Origin of the sequence: Variovorax sp. CAN15, assembly GCF_030462475.1 — a bacterium.
Lineage (GTDB): Bacteria > Pseudomonadota > Gammaproteobacteria > Burkholderiales > Burkholderiaceae_C > Variovorax.
The window spans coordinates 288,256-304,969 of record NZ_JASMRZ010000003.1 but is presented as its reverse complement, the minus strand read 5'-3'; the positions used below and the strand labels follow the sequence as shown (position 1 = coordinate 304,969).

Genomic DNA, 16,714 nt, shown 5'->3' with positions numbered 1-16,714 from the left:
CACCGGCGCCGCTCCACCATAATCGCGCGCAAACCATACGAGGAGAATCCCATGGCCGTCAGATTCCAGAAACCGACCGCGGCATTCGTCGCCGCGTCCTGGGCAGCGCTGTTCATCGGCGCCGTCGTCTACCTGATCGGGCTGTGGAACGCCTCGATGCAGCTCAACGAGAAGGGCTACTACTTCACCGTGCTGATGTACGGCCTCTTCGCCGCCGTCTCGCTGCAGAAGACCGTGCGCGACCGCCTCGAGGGCATCGCCGTCACCGGCATCTACTACGGCCTGTGCTGGATCTCGCTGCTGCTGTCGGTGGCGCTGCTGGCCGTCGGCCTGTTCAACGCCACACTGGCTGGTAGCGAGAAGGGCTTCTACGCGATGGCCTTCCTGCTGAGCCTGTTCGGCGCGGTGGCCGTGCAGAAGAACGTGCGCGACATCGCCGCGCACAAGAACGAAGCGCCTTCGCTCGACGACGCCCCCGAGGCCGGCTGAAGCCGGCCCGTCCCGTCAGCCCGCCTCGAGCAGGTCGCGCAGGGTGCGCAGGTCGCTGGCGATCCACTGCGCATCGCGCGCGAAGGCCGCGTCGTCCATGTGCGGCTGGCGCAGCAGCGTGAACTGCAGCTCGCAGGCGTCCGGCGCGACGCCGATCACGCGGAACGGCAGGTAGACCTCGGGCACGCCCTCGGGCGCCACCCAGTGGTCGAGCACGCCGAAGTCGTTGCGCGGCGCGAAGCGCATGCGGGCCTCGCCGCTTTCGGGCGTGCGCACGATCCAGTGGTCGCCATGCGGCACCAGCGCGCTCTTCGCAAGCCCGCTCGCCCATTCGGGCAGGCGCTTCGGGTCGGCCGCCAGCACGTAGGCGCGGCGCCATTCGCAGGCGACGCGCTGGATGATGACGCGGGATTGCGCCACGGGGCCTTCACTCGTCTGATGCTTCATCGAAATCGCTCCTGAGCACCTTGGAGACGACGGCGCCGGAGAAGCCGCGCGCCATCAGGAATCGCATCTGCTTCGCGCGCTCCTTCGCGTCGGCGGGCGGGGCGCTGAAGCGGCGGCGCCAGACGGCCGTGGCGCGCTCGACTTCCGTATCCTGCAGGCCGGCCACCGCCTCGGCGATGGCCTCGGGCGCGATGCCCTTGGCCTGCAGTTCCTGCCTCACACGCAAAGCGCCCGAACTGGCCGCGCGCTGGTGAAGCACCGAAGCCACCACGCGCGGCTCGCTGATGAAGTCCTTGGCCGCCAGCTCGTCGAGCGCCTTCGCCAGCGTGCCGGGCTCTTCCTCGTGCCTGGCCAGCTTGCGCTCCAGCTCCGCGCGCGAATGCTCGCGCTGGCTCAGCAGGCGCAGCGCGCGGCCTTTGAGGGATGGGGCGTCGAATGCCATGCGGGGAGTCGCTCGCGCGGCCCCCGGAAGGAGCCGCGCCCGGTCTTATTCGCCCTTCTCGGCCTTGTCGGCCTTGTCGGCCTTGTCGGCCTTGGCCGCCTTCTGCGGCTTCTCGGGCTCCTCGGTGCCGACATCGGCAGCCAGCAGCGGAATGCCCAGCGACTCGCGCACCTTGTTCTCGATCTCGCGCGACAGCGCCGGGTTCTCGCGCAGGAACTCGCGGGCGTTGTCGCGGCCCTGGCCGATCTTCTCGCCGTTGTAGGCGTACCAGGCGCCCGACTTGTCGATGATCTTGGCGTTCACGCCCATGTCGATGATCTCGCCCTCGCGGCTGATGCCCTCGCCGAACAGGATGTCGAACTCGGCCGTCTTGAACGGAGGCGAGACCTTGTTCTTCACCACCTTCACCTTGGTTTCGTTGCCGATGGCCTCGTCGCCCTTCTTGATGGTGCCGATGCGGCGGATGTCCAGGCGCACCGAGGCGTAGAACTTCAGCGCGTTGCCGCCGGTGGTGGTTTCGGGCGAGCCGAACATCACGCCGATCTTCATGCGGATCTGGTTGATGAAGATGACCATGCAGTTGGTCTTCTTGATGGTGGCGGTGAGCTTGCGCAGCGCCTGGCTCATCAGGCGGGCCTGCAGGCCGGGCAGCGAGTCGCCCATTTCGCCTTCGATTTCGGCCTTGGGCGTGAGCGCGGCGACCGAGTCGACCACGATCAGGTCCACGGCGCCCGAGCGCACCAGCGAATCGACGATTTCAAGCGCCTGCTCGCCGGTGTCGGGCTGGCTGATCAGCAGGTCGGACAGGTTGACGCCGAGCTTCTGGGCGTATTGCACGTCGAGGGCGTGTTCGGCGTCGACGAAGGCGCAGGTGCCGGCCTGTTTCTGCATGGCGGCGATGACCTGCAGCGTGAGCGTGGTCTTGCCCGAGGATTCCGGGCCGTAGATTTCGATGACGCGGCCGCGCGGCAGGCCGCCGACGCCCAGCGCGATGTCCAGGCCCAGCGAACCGGTGGAGACCACCTGGATGTCTTCCAGCGCCTCGCCCTCGCCGAGCCGCATGATGGTGCCCTTGCCGAACTGCTTTTCGATCTGGGCCAGCGCGGCCTGCAGGGCCTTGGCCTTTTCGGTGTTGGCGCCTGCGATGCTCGAACCCTTGACGACTGCGTCCATGTGGAAATCTCCTTGAAAATCAATGGCTTGTGTGTGACACCATCCATCTGCGTTTAACTACAGGCTGGATGCTTGAACAGTAGTGTAGAGGCTGATTCTTCGGCGTAAACCCGCTTTTTGGTCAGTTTGCTTTACCATCTGAAGCATGGCCGACACCACCTTCTCCGCCGATCAGGACGCCTGGCGCCAGACCCACCTGGGCCGCCTGCTGGGCCACGCCATGCGCCGCTTCGACGAGCGCGTGCTGGAGCTGATGGCGCACGACGTCGACGTGCCGCTGGCGCTGTCGAACCTCGCGGCGCGCGCGCAGGTGAGCGCAGCGCACATCCACATCACGCGGCACCTGGCGCGCGAGGGCTCGCGCCTCACGGAGCTGGCCGAGCGCGCGGGCATGACGAAGCAGGCCATGGGCGCGCTGGTCGACCAGTGCGAGGCCTGGGGGCTGGTCACGCGCGGGCCCGATCCGCTGGACGCGCGGGCGCGGCGGGTGCTCTTCACCGCCGACGGGCTGGCCTGGCTCGACGCCTTCCGCGGCGCGGTGACGCAGGCGGAAAAGGAGTTCCGCGCCAGCGTGGGCGACGAGATCGCCACCGTGGTAACCATCGGACTCGAAGCCTATACGGCGGGCTAGACTCCGGCGAAGAGACAAATGTGAACGGCGCCGGCGTGGCGCCCGACACCCGAAACAGGCCGGAGGTGGCGCATGCGGATTCTGATTGCCGAAGACGACCAGGTGCTGGCCGATGCCCTGCTGCGCAGCCTGCGCACCTCGGGCGCGGCGGTCGACCACGTGGCGAACGGCTCGCAGGCCGACACCGCGCTCATGACCCATGACGAGTTCGACCTGCTGATCCTCGACCTCGGGCTGCCCAGCCTGCACGGCATCGAGATCCTCAAGCGCCTGCGCGCGCGCGGCTCGCAGCTGCCGGTGCTGGTGCTGACCGCGGCCGACAGCGTGGAAGAGCGCGTCAAGGGCCTGGACCACGGCGCCGACGACTACATGGCCAAGCCCTTCAGCCTGCAGGAGCTCGAGGCGCGCGTGCGCGCCCTCACCCGGCGCGGCATGGGCGCCACCAGCAACACCATCCGCCACGGCCCGCTGGTGTACGACCAGGCCGGCCGCGTGGCCACCATCGACGGCAAGATGATCGAGCTGTCGGCGCGCGAACTCGGCCTGCTCGAGGTGCTGCTGCAGCGCGCCGGCCGGCTGGTGAGCAAGGACCAGCTGGTCGACCGGCTGTGCGAATGGGGCGAGGAGGTGAGCCTCAACGCCATCGAGGTGTACATCCACCGGCTGCGCAAGAAGATCGAGAAGGGCCCGGTGCGCATCGCGACGGTGCGCGGGCTGGGCTACTGCCTCGAAAAGATCCAACCCTGATGCATTCTGAGATGCGGGAAATGCCGCGGAACCGGCTTTGCCGGGCCGCAGGCATTGCCCCCGGAAGGGGCTTGGCGAAGCGACACGAAGTGCGCGCAGCCTGGGGGCGAACCAAGTGAAGTTGTTCCAGCGCGCGCAGCGCTCTCTCTTCGGCGAGATCCTCGACTGGATGCTCACGCCGCTGCTGCTGCTGGTGCCGGTGAGCATCGGCGTCACCTGGCTGGTGGCGCAGGGCATTGCCAACGCCCCCTTCGACCGCGCGCTGGAGCACAACGTGAAGGCGCTGGCCGAGCTGGTGACGGTGAGGGAAGGGCACGCGCAGTTCGTGCTCTCGCAGTCGGCGCGCGAGATCCTGCGTGCCGACGAGACCGGCCACGTCTATTACCAGCTGCTCGACGGCTACGACAACCTGCTCAGCGGCGAGCGCGACATTCCGCAGCCCGGACTCGACGAGCCGCTGCCGCCCGGCCAGGTCTTCCTGCACAACAGCGACGTGCACGGCCAGCCGGTGCGCGTGGCCTCGATGTGGATCGCCAGCGGCACCGACGACGTGCCGCCCACGCTGCTGCAGCTGGCCGAGACGCGCGAGAAGCAGTCGGTGCTGGCGGCCGAGATCATCAAGGGCGTGCTGCTGCCGCAGTTCGCCATCCTGCCGCTGGCGGTGCTGCTGATCTGGCTGGCGCTGGTGCGCGGCATCAAGCCGCTGTCGGTGGTGGAGGCTCGCATCCGCGAGCGGCGCCCCGGCGACCTGAGCCCGCTGGACGAATCCTCGGTGCCGCTGGAAGTGGTGCCGCTGGTGTCCTCGGTGAACGAGCTGCTGGACAAGCTCAACGACTCCATAGGCACGCAGAAGCGCTTCCTGGCCGACGCGGCGCACCAGCTGAAGACGCCGCTGGCGGGCTTGCGCATGCAGGCCGACCTGGCGCAGCGCGAGGGTGCCAATGCCGACGAGCTGAAGCAGTCGCTCAAGCAGATCGGCCGCGCGAGCAAGCGCGCCACGCACACGGTGAACCAGCTGCTGTCGCTGGCGCGCGCCGAGGGCAACAGCGCCCACGCGCACCACCAGCCCTGCGACCTCGCGAAACTGACCATCGAGGTGGTGCGCGAGGCGGTGCCGCGCGCCATCGAGAAGCGCATCGACCTGGGCTACGACGGCGTCGAGCCCGGCGCGCCGGGCGCGGTGTTCGACGGCAACGCCACGCTGCTGAAGGAGCTGGTGCGCAACCTGGTCGACAACGCGATCAACTACACGCCATCGACGCCCGAGCGCCCCGGCCTGATCACCGTGCGCGTGCTGGCCGACCCCTTCGGCCACGTGCTGCTGCTGCAGGTGGAGGACAACGGCCCGGGCATCGCCGAGGCCGACCGCGAGCTGGTGTTCGAGCCCTTCTACCGCGTGCTCGGCAACGAGGCCGACGGCTCGGGGCTGGGCCTGCCGATCGTGCTGGAGATCGCGAACCAGCACCGCGCGCAGGTGAAGCTGGAGGATGCGCATCCCGGCAAGCATCCGCCGGGGGCGCTCTTCACGGTGCGCTTCGAGGGCGAGCAGCCGTCCTGAGACGGCAGCGGGAGTGCGTCAGGGCGCCGGTGCGGCGGCCTTCGGTGCTTCCTTGCGGATCTGCAGCCACTCGGGATGGATCTGCCGCGCCATGCGCTGCGGCTCGCGCTCGGCGAGGCCGGCCGGCGCGAGACCGAAGCCGGCAAGATCGCCGCGCGCCCAGAGGAAGTAGCCGGCATTGGCGAGCAGCAGGACGACGAGGAGCAGGCGCAGCTTCATGGTGAAGATCAGAAAGACATGCCGCGAGGGCGCACGCTCACTTCATCGCTGGAAATGAGCTGCAGGCCGGCGTCGGTGCGCACCTGCAGTTCGCCGCCCCAGGCCACGCCTTCGCACAGGCCGGCGGTGCCGTCGCTGAGCGCCACCTCGCGCCCGCGCAGCACGTCGCGCGCGGCGAAGCGTTCGGCAAAGGGCGCGAAGCCGCGAGCCTCGAAGTCGAGCACCGTCCGCACCAGCGGCTCGGCCAGTTCGGCCAGCACCTCGGGCGCGCCGGCTCCCGGGCGCCACTGGCGCAGCCATGCCGGCGGCGTGCGCATGCCGTCGCCTTCGCGCGCGCCGATGTTGATGCCGATGCCGATCACCACATAGCGCGACGCATCGGGGCCGCCATCGGAGGGCAGGGCGGTTTCGATGAGGATGCCGACCAGCTTGCGGTCGTCGACCCAGATGTCGTTGGGCCACTTCAGGCCGACCTTGTGCGCGCCCGAGGGATCGAGCCCCTCGGCCACCGCCACGCCAACGGCCAGCGACAGGCCCGACCAGTCGGCGGGCGCGAGCGGCATGCCCAGCGAGAAGGTCAGCGAAACGGCCGCGTCCTGCCGCGCGCCGCTCTGCCAGGGGCGCCCGAGGCGGCCGCGCCCGGCCGTCTGGCGCTCGGCCACGAGCAGCACGGGCTCGACGCGGCCGGCGCGCGCGCGGCGCATCAGCTCGGTGTTGGTGGAGTCGATCTCGGCCACGGCCTCGACCGCGAAGCCGGGCAGCAGCGGCACGACCGCCGCGGCGATCCGGTCCTGGAACCAGTCGGCGGTGCTGCTGTCGTTCATCCGTCAGTCCTTGGCGGACCTGGCCTTCTTCGCGGATTTCTTTTCCGCTTTCGCTTCAGCCTTCTTTTCGGCTTTCTTCCCGGCCTTTTTGGCTTCCTTTTTCGCCTCCTTCTTTTCGGCCTTTTTCTCGGCCTTTTTCTTTTCGGCTTTTTTCTTCGCCTTCTTCTTTTTCTTTTCCTCGTCCTCATCCTTGGGTGTCAGCAGCGTGCCGCGGCATTGCTCGGAGCCGCACCAGCAGGGAAATTCGGAAAGCAGTTTCGGTGTGTACGGCTCGTCGATGATCAGGCCGTAGTCGTAGTTGAGCTCCTCGCCGGCAGCGATGTTGCGCAGCGCCTTGATATAAACGCGCCCATCGACCTCGTCGGCTTCGCAGTTCGGTTCGCACGAGTGGTTGATCCAGCGCGCGTCGTTGCCCTTGACGTTGCCGTCGATCACGCGGCCGTCGTCGATGTGGAAGTAGAAGGTATGGTTCGGCTGGGTCGGGTCGTGCGGATGGCGGCGCAGCGCCTCCTTCCAGCTGATGACCTCGCCCTTGTATTCGATCAGCGTTTCGCCTTCGGCCAGGTCCTGCACGGCGAACACGCCGTTGCCGTGGACATCGGAGCGCCGCATCTGGATGCGGCGGCCGCCGCCGGAACGATCCTTGGCCTTGGCGGCGGGTTGTGCATCTGCCTCGGTAAGAGCGGTGGCTTGCGTATCACGACCGGCCGGAAGTGGGGATTTGGAAGGCATCGCCGAAGTCTGTTAGTTTGAATATGCACACACATGCGCGTGTGCGCGTGCGCACGCGGGAAGCCGCAGAGTATAGAGAGCCCTTAGATGACAAAGACGTTGGTAATCGCAGAAAAGCCGTCGGTGGCGCAGGACATCGTCCGCGCTCTCACGCCGGTCGCAGGGAAATTCGACAAACATGACGAGCATTTCGAGAACGACAGCTATGTCGTGACCAGCGCGGTCGGTCACCTGGTCGAGATCCAGGCACCCGAGGAATTCGACGTCAAGCGCGGCAAGTGGAGCTTCGCCAACCTGCCGGTGATCCCGCCGCACTTCGACCTCAAGCCCGTGGACAAGACCAAGACGCGCCTGAACGCGGTGGTCAAGCAGGCCAAGCGCAAGGACGTCACGCAGCTCATCAACGCCTGTGACGCGGGGCGCGAGGGCGAGCTGATCTTCCGTCTCATCGAGCAGTACGCGGGCGGCAAGTCGGGCCTGAACAAGCCTGTGAAGCGCCTCTGGCTGCAGTCGATGACGCCGCAGGCCATCCGCGACGGCTTCGACGCGCTGCGCACCGAGAAGCAGATGCAGGGCCTGGCCGATGCCGCGCGCTCGCGATCGGAGGCCGACTGGCTGGTGGGCATCAACGGCACGCGCGCCATGACCGCCTTCAATTCGCGCGACGGCGGCTTCTTCCTCACGACCGTGGGCCGGGTGCAGACGCCGACTCTCTCCGTCGTCGTGGAGCGCGAGGAGCAGATCCGCAAGTTCGTCTCGCGCGACTACTGGGAAATCCACGGCAGCTTCGCGGCCGAGGCCGGCGAGTACCCGGGCAAGTGGTTCAACCCCGACTGGAAGAAAGCCAACGCGCCGCTGCTGGCCAATGGCGAGCCCGACCCCGAGCAGCGCGCCGACCGCGTCTGGAACGAGCAGGAAGCCCGCGCCATCGCCGACGCCGCGCGCGGCAAGCCCGCCACCGTCACCGAAGAAAGCAAGCCCACCACGCAGGCATCGCCCGCGCTGTTCGACCTGACCTCGCTGCAGCGCGAGGCCAACGGCCGCTTCGGCTTCAGCGCCAAGACCACGCTGGCGCTGGCGCAGAGCCTGTACGAACGCCACAAGGCACTGACCTACCCGCGTACCGATTCGCGCGCGCTGCCCGAGGACTATCTGCCGGTGGTCAAGCAGACCATGGGCATGCTCGCCAACAGCGGCATGAAGCACCTGGCGCCCTTCGCCCAGCAAGCGGTGGACGGCAACTACGTGAAGCCCAACAAGCGCATCTTCGACAACGCCAAGGTGTCGGATCACTTCGCCATCATCCCGACGCTGCAGGCGCCCAGCGGCCTGAGCGAAGCCGAGCAGAAGCTCTACGACTTCGTCGTGCGGCGCTTTCTCTCGGTGTTCTTCCCGAGCGCCGAATACCAGGTCACCACGCGCATCAGCACTGTGGAGCAGGGCGGCAGGAAGTACCCCTTCCGCACCGACGGCAAGGTGCTGGTGAAGCCGGGCTGGCTCGCCATCTACGGCAAGGAAGCACAGGACGACGAGAAGGAAGACGACAAGGACGGCAAGCGCCTCGTGCCGGTGAAGCCGGGCGAGATCGTGAAGGCCGAGTCGGTCGACACCAAGGGCCTGAAGACGCGCCCGCCGGCACGCTATTCCGAAGCCACGCTGCTGGGCGCCATGGAAGGCGCGGGCAAGACCATCGACGACGACGAGCTGCGCGAGGCCATGCAGGAGAAAGGCCTGGGCACGCCAGCCACGCGCGCGGCCACCATCGAAGGCCTGATCGCCGAGAAGTACATCCTGCGCGAAGGCCGTGAGCTGATCCCGACGGCCAAGGCCTTCCAGCTCATGACGCTGCTGCGCGGCCTGGGCGTGGAGGAACTCTCCAAGGCAGAGCTGACCGGCGAGTGGGAATACAAGCTCGCGCAGATGGAGAAGGGCGCGCTCAGCCGCGACGCCTTCATGCGCGAGATCGCCGAGATGACGCAGCACATCGTTAAGAAGGCCAAGGAATACGACCGCGACACCGTGCCGGGCGACTACGCGACCCTGCAGACGCCGTGCCCCAACTGCGGCGGCATCGTGCGCGAGAACTACCGCCGCTACGCCTGCACCGGCAAGAGCGGCACCGGCGAGAACGCCTGCGGCTTCTCGTTCGGCAAGTCGCCGGCCGGGCGCACCTTCGAGGTGGCCGAGGCCGAAGCGCTGCTGCGCGACAAGCACATCGGCCCGCTGGAAGGCTTCCGCTCCAAGGCCGGCTGGCCCTTCACCTCCGAGATCGTCATCAAGTTCGACGAAGAGGCGAAGAACTGGAAGCTGGAGTTCGACTTCGGCGACGACAAGAACGAGGACAGCGGCGAGATCGTCGACTTCAGCGAGCAGGACACCGTGGGCCCTTGCCCGGTGTGCGGCGCGCCCGTGTTCGAGCACGGCAGCAACTACGTCTGCGAGAAGTCGGTGCCGACCAATTCGCAGCCCACGCCGAGCTGCACCTTCAAGACCGGCAAGATCATCCTGCAGCAGCCGGTGGAGCGCGCGCAGATGGAAAAGCTGCTGGCCACCGGCAAGACCGACCTGCTCGACAAGTTCGTGAGCATGCGCACGCGCCGCGCCTTCAAGGCCTTCCTGACCTGGAACGCCGAAGAAGGCAAGGTGACCTTCGAGTTCGCGCCGCGAGAGGGCGCAAGCAAGTTCCCGCCGCGCAAGACCTTCGCCGGCAAGACCGCCGCCGCCAAGAAGACGGCTGCTGCAAAGAAGACGCCCGCCGCCAAGAAGGCACCGGCCGCGAAGAAGGCCGCCGCACCGCGCAAGACCGGCGCGGGCCTCAAGCCCAGCGACGCGCTGGCGGCGGTGATCGGCAACGAGCCGGTCGCGCGCACCGAGGTCGTGAAGAAGCTCTGGGACTACATCAAGGCCAACGGCCTGCAGGACGCCAAGGACAAGCGCTCGATCAACGCCGACGCCAAGCTCAAGCCTGTGTTCGGCAAGGACCAGGTGACGATGTTCGAACTCGCGGGCATCGTGGGCAAGCACCTGTCGGCGGCCTGAGCCATTCGGCGCGGACACTTCGGCGCGAGCTTGGCCCTGGCCATCTCGGTGCTGGGCGGCACGGGCCTGGCGCATGCCGCCGCATGGCCCGACAAGCCAGTCAGGCTGGTGGTGCCGTTCCCGCCCGGGCAGGCCACGGACATCTTCGCCCTCGCCCTGGTCGAGCCCTGCCGGCTGAGCTGCGCGAGCGCCGGCATCGGCGGCACGCAGCATCTGCCGGGCCTGATGGCGCCGCGTGGCACGCCGGGCGGAGTCGCCGAGCGCCTCAACCGCGAGGTGACCGACATCCTGAAGAGCGGGCAGATGGCGCGCTTCATCCGCGAACGCGCCTCCGAACCCGCACCCACGACGCCAGCCAGGCTCGATCGCTTCGCGGCGAGCAAGATCGGCGTGTGGGGCGCGGCGGTGAAGGCCTCGGGCGCCAGGCCCGAGTAGGGCGGGATGGAGCAACAGCCCTGACCACGCCGGGTGTGTTTGTTACAGGCCGTCCCGGCCGCCGGGCCTATAGTGGCCCGGACCCAACCATCCAGGAGACTCCGTTGAAGTCGTCTTTCATCGCCGCCGCATTCGCGATCGCAATGGGCGTGCTGGCCACGGGCTGCGCCGGCACCGGTTCCGCCGGCAACCCCGGCTCCTCGGCCGCGACACCGGCCAGCGGCAGCGGCGTCACGGTGTTCGGCACCATCGACGCCAGCGTCAGCGGCTACAAGAACAGCAGCAGCTCGCGCTGATCGGGCCGCGCGGAGGGGCTCGGGCTCTTCAGCGCCGCAGCAGCGCCTGGCGCAGCACCCGCGCGGCGCGGTCGCGGATCTTGCCGGGTCCGGAACGCGCCGGAGTCCTGGGCGCGACCTTGGCGGTGGCACAGGCCCACAGGAAGTCGTGCAGGATCGGCGTGTCGTCCACCGTCTCGGTGCTGCCGTACTTGTGGAACTCGGGGTGCCACTGGGTCGCGGCGATGTAGCTGCGTCCCTTCTCGGGGAGACGGCGGATGGCCTCGGGCACGCGGTCGGGCAGGCTCCAGGCCTCGATCTCGAAGCCCGGCGCGAGGCCCTTGATGCCCTGGTGGTGGATGCTGTTGACGCGCGCGGTGTGCACCTGCGGATAGAGCCTGGAAAGCCGCGTGCCCTCGACGATCTCGATCTCGTGGAAGTTCTGGTCGTAGGTCACCGGGTCGCGGTGCTTCAGCGTCTGGGGGTGGCCGTGCTGCTCCTCGATGTCCTGGTAGAGCGTGCCGCCGAAGGCCACGTTGATGAGCTGCAGCCCCCGGCACACGCCGAAGATGGGCTTGCCGGCCTGCTCGAAGGCTTCGACCAGCGCCAGGTCGTAGAGGTCGCGGATGCGGTCGCCGATCCAGGCGTCCTTCAGCGGCACCTCGCCGTAGCTGCCGGGCCAGACGTCGGCGCCGCCGTGCATCACCACGCCGTCGAGCCATTCGGCGTAGTGCGACAGCTTGGTGTCGCCGCGCGCGGTGTCGCCGGTGGGGCAGGGCACCATCACCACCATGGCGCCGGCGGACATGAGCCAGTGCGCGATCGACTGCTCGACGTACTGCAGGGTCTTGTTGGAGAAGAGCGAACGGGCCGGGTCGGCGTGCGAGAAGCAGGCGGACAGGCCGATCTTGAGCCGGGCGGAAACGGGTTGTGTCATCGCTGGACTGTCGCCAGTGCTAACCGGACGGGTGATGCGAAAAGGAAAGTCCATTTTTGCTCGTTGGCCTCTCGCGCGGGGTCGGACGACACGCCAAGTATGCTTTCAACGCCGCCCCAACGAATAAGGAAGACAAGCCGATGAAGACCATCAAGGGCCCCGCCATCTTTCTGGCCCAGTTCGCCGGAGACACAGCCCCCTTCGACACCCTCGACGGCATCGCCGGCTGGGCTGCCGGCCTGGGCTACAAGGGCGTCCAGATTCCCAGCTGGGACGCCCGCCTCTTCAACCTTCAGCGCGCCGCCGAAAGCAAGACCTACTGCGAGGAGGTGAAGGGCACGCTGGCCAGCCATGGCCTGCAGATCACCGAACTCTCGACCCACCTGCAGGGCCAGCTGGTGGCGGTGCACCCGGCCTACGACGCGGGCTTCGACGGCTTCGCGGCGCCCGAGGTGCGCGGCGACCCGGCGCGGCGCCAGCAGTGGGCCGTCGAGCAGCTGCACCTGGCGGCCCGCGCCTCGGCCAACCTGGGGCTCACGGCGCACGCGACCTTCTCGGGCGCGCTGGCCTGGCCGTACCTCTACTCCTGGCCGCCGCGCCCGCCGGGCCTGATCGAGGAGGCCTTCGACGAACTTGCGCGCCGCTGGCGGCCCATCCTGGACGCCTTCGACGCGGTGGGCGTGGACGTGGGCTACGAGATCCACCCCGGCGAGGACCTGCACGACGGCGCGAGCTACGAGATGTTCCTGGAGCGCGTCGGCAACCACCCGCGCGCCTGCCTGCTGTACGACCCGAGCCACTTCATGCTGCAGCAGCTCGACTACCTGGCCTACATCGACCACTACCACGAGCGCATCAAGATCTTCCATGTGAAGGACGCCGAGTTCAACCCGACCGGCAAGCAGGGCGTGTACGGCGGCTTCCAGAGCTGGATCAATCGCGCCGGGCGCTTCCGCTCGCTGGGCGACGGCCAGGTCGACTTCAAGGCCATCTTCTCGAAGATGGCGCAGTACGACTTCCCGGGCTGGGCGGTGCTGGAGTGGGAGTGCTGCATCAAGCACCCGGAAGACGGCGCGCGCGAGGGCGCGAAATTCATCGCCGACCACATCATCCGCGTGGCCGACCGCGCCTTCGACGACTTCGCGGCAGGCGGGGTCGACGTGGCGGCGAACAAGCGGATGCTGGGTATCGGTTAGGGACCAGCAAGTAGATCGGATCACGTCTTCGGTCGTCTACGCGCCGCGCACCGTCTCGGGGTTCGCGCGGCCCTCGCCACCCGGCAGGCAGTCGCCGGAAAGGAGGCGAGCGCTACAGCAGCGCCGCCAGCCGCCGGATCGCACCGTCGATCTGCGCCTCGCCGATCAGCCCGTAGCCGAAGGCCAGCCCGTTGGGCGTGTCGGGCGCCAGCGGATCGAGCGCGAAGCGCGACAGCGGCGGCAGCGTGATGCCGGCCGCCGCGGCGCGCTCGACCACGGTGAAATCGCGCGTGTCGCCATGCAGCCGTGCCGACAGGTGCAGGCCGGCGCTCGACGGAATCGTCTCCAGCCGGTCCGCGCTGTGGCGCGCCAATGCCTCCAGCAGGGCGGTGCGCCGCGCGCCGTAGAGCTTGCGCATCTTGCGGATGTGGCGCGCGAGATGTCCCTCGGCAATGAACGCGGCCAGCGCCTCCTGGCCGAGCACCGGGCCATGCCAGTCGGCCAGTTCGCGCGAGCGCACCAGCGCCGCGCGGGCCCAGGGCGGCGCGACCACGAAGCCCAGCCGCAGCGCGGGGAACAGGCTCTTCGAGAAGGTGCCGACGTAGAAGACCGACTCTGCGCGGTCCAGCGTCTGCAGCGCGTCGAGCGGGCGGCCGGAGAAGCGGAACTCGCTGTCGTAGTCGTCCTCGACGATCACCGCGTCGCGCTCCCGCGCGAAGGCCAGCAGCGCGGCGCGGCGCTGCGGCGACATCGCGACGCCGGTCGGAAACTGGTGCGAGGGCGTGACGCAGACCACGCGCGCCTCGGGCGGGATGCCCTCCACGCACAGGCCCTCGGCGTCGGTGGGCACCGTCACCACCCGCGCGCCGGCCGCCAGCATGGCCTCGCGCAGCGACGGATAAAAAAGCTGCTCGACCGCGACCACCGTGCGCCCCGGCACCACCAGGATGCGCGCGAGCAGCCCGAAGGCCTGCTGGGCGCCGGCCGTGACCACGATGTCGTCCGCCGTGCAGCCCACCGCGCGGGTGAATGACACATGCCCGGCGATCGCTTCGCGCAGCGCGGCCTGGCCCTGCGGGTCGGCGTAGTCGGCCGTCTGGCGCGCAATGCGGCGCAGGGCGCGGTCGCTCAGGCGGCGCCAGATGTCGAAGGGAAAGAGGCTCACGTCGGGCAGGCCGACGCGGAAGTCGTCGCGCGCGGGTTGCGGCTGCAGGGTGGGGGCGAGGTCGGCGCCGGGGATGCTCGCCGGCACCAGCCGGCGGTCGCGGCCGGCGGCAAGCGCCTTTCTGCTGGCGCGGCCCCGCCGGGACACCGGCAGCGTGTCGGCCACGTAGGTGCCGGCGCCGGGGCGCGTGAGCAGGTAGCCCTCGCCCAGCAGCAGGTCGTAGGCCGCCAGCATGGTGTTGCGCGAAACGCCCAGCCGCTGCGCCAGCGCGCGCGTGGCGGGCAGGCGCGCGCCGGGCTGCAGCCGGCCGTCGAGGATGGCGCCGCGGAACTGGCGGTGCAGCWCGCGCAGCAGGTCGCGCGAGCCGGCGGCCGGCAGGCGGATGGCGAGTTCGAAAAGTGGCTCCATGAACTTCGCCGATTGTGGTTCTTTTGAAGAGCCACTTGCAAACCTATTCTGGAGGCACTGAACACAATTTCCATGGAGTCATCGTCATGAACAACACGGCTCTTTCCTCTTCCTCCTCCGCACCGCAACCGGCCGGGCGCCTGCCGCTGAGCCTGGGCTGGCTCGCGCTGGGCGCCTTCGCCATCGGCACCGAGAGCTTCATGGTCGCGGGGCTGCTGCCGGTGCTGGCGGCCGATCTGCGGATCAGCGCCGCGCGCGCCGGCCAGCTGGTGCTGCTGTTCGCGCTGAGCTATGCGATCGGCTCGCCGCTGATGGCGGCGCTGCTGGCGCGCTTCGGGCGCCGGCGACTGCTGGTGGTGAGCCTCGCGGCCTTTTCGGGGCTGACGCTGGCGGCCTCGATGGCGCACGGCTTCATGCAGCTGGCGCTGGCGCGCGTCGCGCTGGGGCTGGTGGCCGGCGTGTTTTTGCCGACGGCGAGCGCGGTGGCGGCGGTGATGGTGTCTCCCGCGCTGCGCGGCCGGGCGCTGGCCATCGTGACCGGCGGCGGCACGGTGGCGGTGGCGCTCGGCGTGCCGCTGGGCGCGTGGATCGCAGGCTGGGGCGGCTGGCGCACGGCCTACCTGCTGATCGCGGCAGTGGCGGCGCTCGCCACCTGGGGCCTCGCGCTGGGGCTGCCGCGCGAACTGGCGCAGGCGCCTGTCGCGGAAAAGCGGGCACCGGCCTTCGCCGTGGCCCGCGAGCCGGGCGTGCTGGCGGGGCTGCTGGTCAGCCTGCTGTGGGCCACGGGCGGGTTCAGCTTCTATACCTACATCGCGCTCTTCCTGTCGCACACGCTGGGCTTCGGCGCGGAAGGCGCTGGCGCGGTGTTCTTCGCCATCGGCGTGGCGGCGGCCATCGGCACCGCGGCAGGCGGCTGGGCCACCGACCGCTTCGGCGCCGACCGCATGGCGCAGGGTTTCGCGCTGATGCTGGTGCTGATCCTGGGTGGGTTGTCGCTATCGGCGCAGATGCTGCCGCGCGGGCTGGCGCTGCCGGCGATCGTGGGGCTGTCGGCGCTCTGGGGCTTCGCGGGCTGGGGCTTCGGGCCCGCGCAGGCGGTGCGGCTGATCCGGCTGGCGCCGGAACGCGCGCCGATGACGCTGTCGCTCAACGCCTCGGCGATCTACCTGGGCATCGCGGCGGGTTCGGCACTGGGCGGGGCGGCGATCGAGCTGTTCGGTATCGGCTCGGTGGGCTGGGTCGGCGCGGCCTGCCAGCTTGTGGGCCTGATGCTGCTGCTGCGCGCCGCACGCCGCGCGCGCACGACCTGCAGCGCACCCGACGGGCTATGTTTTCGATAGCGGGAAACTTCGATGGAACGGCCCTTCGGGGCCTTTTTCTTTCGTGCGTTGTTTTAAGACAAGCAACTGTCATGCCCTGCAAGCTATAATGTCGGGTTCGTTTCGATACCACGACGAAGAATTTCGTCAATCCAGCCTGCAAGCTGCGCTGCTCCCGGATTCTCCGGGCTTCCCGCACGGCGAGCCGGCTTCACAGTGTGTTGGAGTGCCTGACCGGCGCCCATGATGGCCACCACTGCCTTCGTTCCTGTTGAAGCGAATCGCGCGTCCGTCTCGCGCTCCCGTACGTGGGCTGAAACAATCACACCCAATTCAATCTCCAACACACATCGAACGATTCAGAGGTAAGCACAGATGCCCAAGGAAGAACTCATCGAAATGAACGGCGCGGTGACCGAAGTCCTGCCGGACTCGCGCTACCGCGTCACGCTGGACAACGGCCATCAGCTGATCGCCTACAGCGGCGGCAAGATGCGCAAGCACCACATCCGCATCCTGGCCGGCGACAAGGTGTCGCTGGAACTCTCGCCCTACGACCTGACCAAGGGCCGCATCACCTTCCGCCACCTGGAGCGCCGCGGTCCGCCGCCGACCACCGGCGGCAACAACTCCCCCCGCCGCTGATCCGCGATTGACGAAAGGCCTTGCGGCGCCCGC

The 16,714-nt window shown here is 68.7% G+C and carries 18 protein-coding genes; 10 read left to right on the top strand and 8 right to left on the bottom strand.

Going from position 1 to position 16,714, the window contains the following annotated elements; translation table 11 throughout:
- Nucleotides 1–51: 51 nt before the first annotated feature.
- Nucleotides 52–489, top strand: coding sequence for an inner membrane protein YiaA (gene yiaA / locus QMO14_RS04750; protein WP_301504982.1), 438 nt, complete (start codon nucleotides 52–54; stop codon nucleotides 487–489).
- Between the two features lie 15 nt (nucleotides 490–504).
- Here yiaA and QMO14_RS04745 read toward each other — a convergent pair whose 3' ends face one another.
- The 3 genes from QMO14_RS04745 to recA are packed head-to-tail and all read right to left on the bottom strand — an operon-like array spanning nucleotide 505 to nucleotide 2,551.
- Nucleotides 505–936, bottom strand: a complete 432-nt coding sequence (locus tag QMO14_RS04745) for an SRPBCC family protein (protein ID WP_301504980.1) — start codon at nucleotides 934–936, stop codon at nucleotides 505–507.
- Nucleotides 917–1,378, bottom strand: coding sequence for a recombination regulator RecX (gene recX / locus QMO14_RS04740; protein ID WP_301504977.1), 462 nt, complete (start codon nucleotides 1,376–1,378; stop codon nucleotides 917–919). The genes QMO14_RS04745 and recX overlap by 20 nt, the downstream gene beginning before the upstream one ends.
- Before the next feature lie 45 nt (nucleotides 1,379–1,423).
- Nucleotides 1,424–2,551, bottom strand: coding sequence for a recombinase RecA (recA, locus tag QMO14_RS04735; protein WP_301504976.1), 1,128 nt, complete (start codon nucleotides 2,549–2,551; stop codon nucleotides 1,424–1,426).
- A 145-nt stretch (nucleotides 2,552–2,696) separates the two neighbouring features.
- Between recA and QMO14_RS04730 the strand changes: the two genes are divergently transcribed.
- The 3 genes from QMO14_RS04730 (at nucleotide 2,697) to QMO14_RS04720 (ending at nucleotide 5,487) form a co-directional block, all read left to right on the top strand.
- Nucleotides 2,697–3,182 (top strand): MarR family winged helix-turn-helix transcriptional regulator, encoded by a 486-nt coding sequence (locus tag QMO14_RS04730; RefSeq protein WP_301504973.1) that lies wholly within the window; start codon nucleotides 2,697–2,699, stop codon nucleotides 3,180–3,182.
- Nucleotides 3,183–3,254: 72 nt separating this feature from the next.
- On the top strand, nucleotides 3,255–3,929 hold the full coding sequence (locus QMO14_RS04725) for a response regulator transcription factor (protein ID WP_019653813.1): 675 nt from the start codon (nucleotides 3,255–3,257) through the stop codon (nucleotides 3,927–3,929).
- 115 nt (nucleotides 3,930–4,044) lie between these two features.
- Complete coding sequence (locus QMO14_RS04720; RefSeq protein WP_301504969.1) at nucleotides 4,045–5,487, top strand: sensor histidine kinase; 1,443 nt, start codon at nucleotides 4,045–4,047, stop codon at nucleotides 5,485–5,487.
- An 18-nt stretch (nucleotides 5,488–5,505) separates the two neighbouring features.
- Here QMO14_RS04720 and QMO14_RS04715 read toward each other — a convergent pair whose 3' ends face one another.
- The 3 genes from QMO14_RS04715 to QMO14_RS04705 are packed head-to-tail and all read right to left on the bottom strand — an operon-like array spanning nucleotide 5,506 to nucleotide 7,142.
- Entirely contained in the window at nucleotides 5,506–5,706 is a 201-nt protein-coding gene (locus QMO14_RS04715) for a sporulation protein (RefSeq protein ID WP_301504967.1), read from the bottom strand.
- Between the two features lie 8 nt (nucleotides 5,707–5,714).
- Complete coding sequence (locus QMO14_RS04710; protein ID WP_301504966.1) at nucleotides 5,715–6,530, bottom strand: biotin--[acetyl-CoA-carboxylase] ligase; 816 nt, start codon at nucleotides 6,528–6,530, stop codon at nucleotides 5,715–5,717.
- Between the two features lie 3 nt (nucleotides 6,531–6,533).
- Nucleotides 6,534–7,142, bottom strand: a complete 609-nt coding sequence (locus QMO14_RS04705; RefSeq protein ID WP_301505025.1) for an SET domain-containing protein — start codon at nucleotides 7,140–7,142, stop codon at nucleotides 6,534–6,536.
- A 207-nt stretch (nucleotides 7,143–7,349) separates the two neighbouring features.
- Here QMO14_RS04705 and QMO14_RS04700 point away from each other — a divergent pair, with 207 nt between their 5' ends.
- From QMO14_RS04700 to QMO14_RS04690, 3 genes are all read left to right on the top strand, one after another.
- Nucleotides 7,350–10,301: a DNA topoisomerase III gene (locus tag QMO14_RS04700; protein ID WP_301504964.1), complete on the top strand. Its 2,952-nt coding sequence runs from the start codon at nucleotides 7,350–7,352 to the stop codon at nucleotides 10,299–10,301.
- A 30-nt stretch (nucleotides 10,302–10,331) separates the two neighbouring features.
- Entirely contained in the window at nucleotides 10,332–10,736 is a 405-nt protein-coding gene (locus QMO14_RS04695) for a tripartite tricarboxylate transporter substrate-binding protein (protein WP_301504962.1), read from the top strand.
- A gap of 104 nt (nucleotides 10,737–10,840) precedes the next feature.
- Nucleotides 10,841–11,032, top strand: a complete 192-nt coding sequence (locus QMO14_RS04690; RefSeq protein WP_301504961.1) for a hypothetical protein — start codon at nucleotides 10,841–10,843, stop codon at nucleotides 11,030–11,032.
- Between the two features lie 28 nt (nucleotides 11,033–11,060).
- Here QMO14_RS04690 and QMO14_RS04685 read toward each other — a convergent pair whose 3' ends face one another.
- Complete coding sequence (locus QMO14_RS04685) at nucleotides 11,061–11,948, bottom strand: gamma-glutamyl-gamma-aminobutyrate hydrolase family protein (RefSeq protein ID WP_301504959.1); 888 nt, start codon at nucleotides 11,946–11,948, stop codon at nucleotides 11,061–11,063.
- Between the two features lie 140 nt (nucleotides 11,949–12,088).
- Here QMO14_RS04685 and QMO14_RS04680 point away from each other — a divergent pair, with 140 nt between their 5' ends.
- Nucleotides 12,089–13,144 (top strand): sugar phosphate isomerase/epimerase, encoded by a 1,056-nt coding sequence (locus QMO14_RS04680; protein WP_301504957.1) that lies wholly within the window; start codon nucleotides 12,089–12,091, stop codon nucleotides 13,142–13,144.
- A 112-nt stretch (nucleotides 13,145–13,256) separates the two neighbouring features.
- On the opposite strand, the gene QMO14_RS04675 is transcribed toward QMO14_RS04680, so the two are convergent.
- Nucleotides 13,257–14,717: a PLP-dependent aminotransferase family protein gene (locus QMO14_RS04675; RefSeq protein WP_301504955.1), complete on the bottom strand. Its 1,461-nt coding sequence runs from the start codon at nucleotides 14,715–14,717 to the stop codon at nucleotides 13,257–13,259.
- An 86-nt stretch (nucleotides 14,718–14,803) separates the two neighbouring features.
- On the opposite strand from QMO14_RS04675, the gene QMO14_RS04670 reads away from it, so the two are divergent.
- Nucleotides 14,804–16,057, top strand: coding sequence for an MFS transporter (locus QMO14_RS04670; RefSeq protein ID WP_301504953.1), 1,254 nt, complete (start codon nucleotides 14,804–14,806; stop codon nucleotides 16,055–16,057).
- A 354-nt stretch (nucleotides 16,058–16,411) separates the two neighbouring features.
- Entirely contained in the window at nucleotides 16,412–16,681 is a 270-nt protein-coding gene (infA, locus tag QMO14_RS04665; RefSeq protein ID WP_007828652.1) for a translation initiation factor IF-1, read from the top strand.
- The last annotated feature ends 33 nt before the right edge of the window (nucleotides 16,682–16,714 follow it).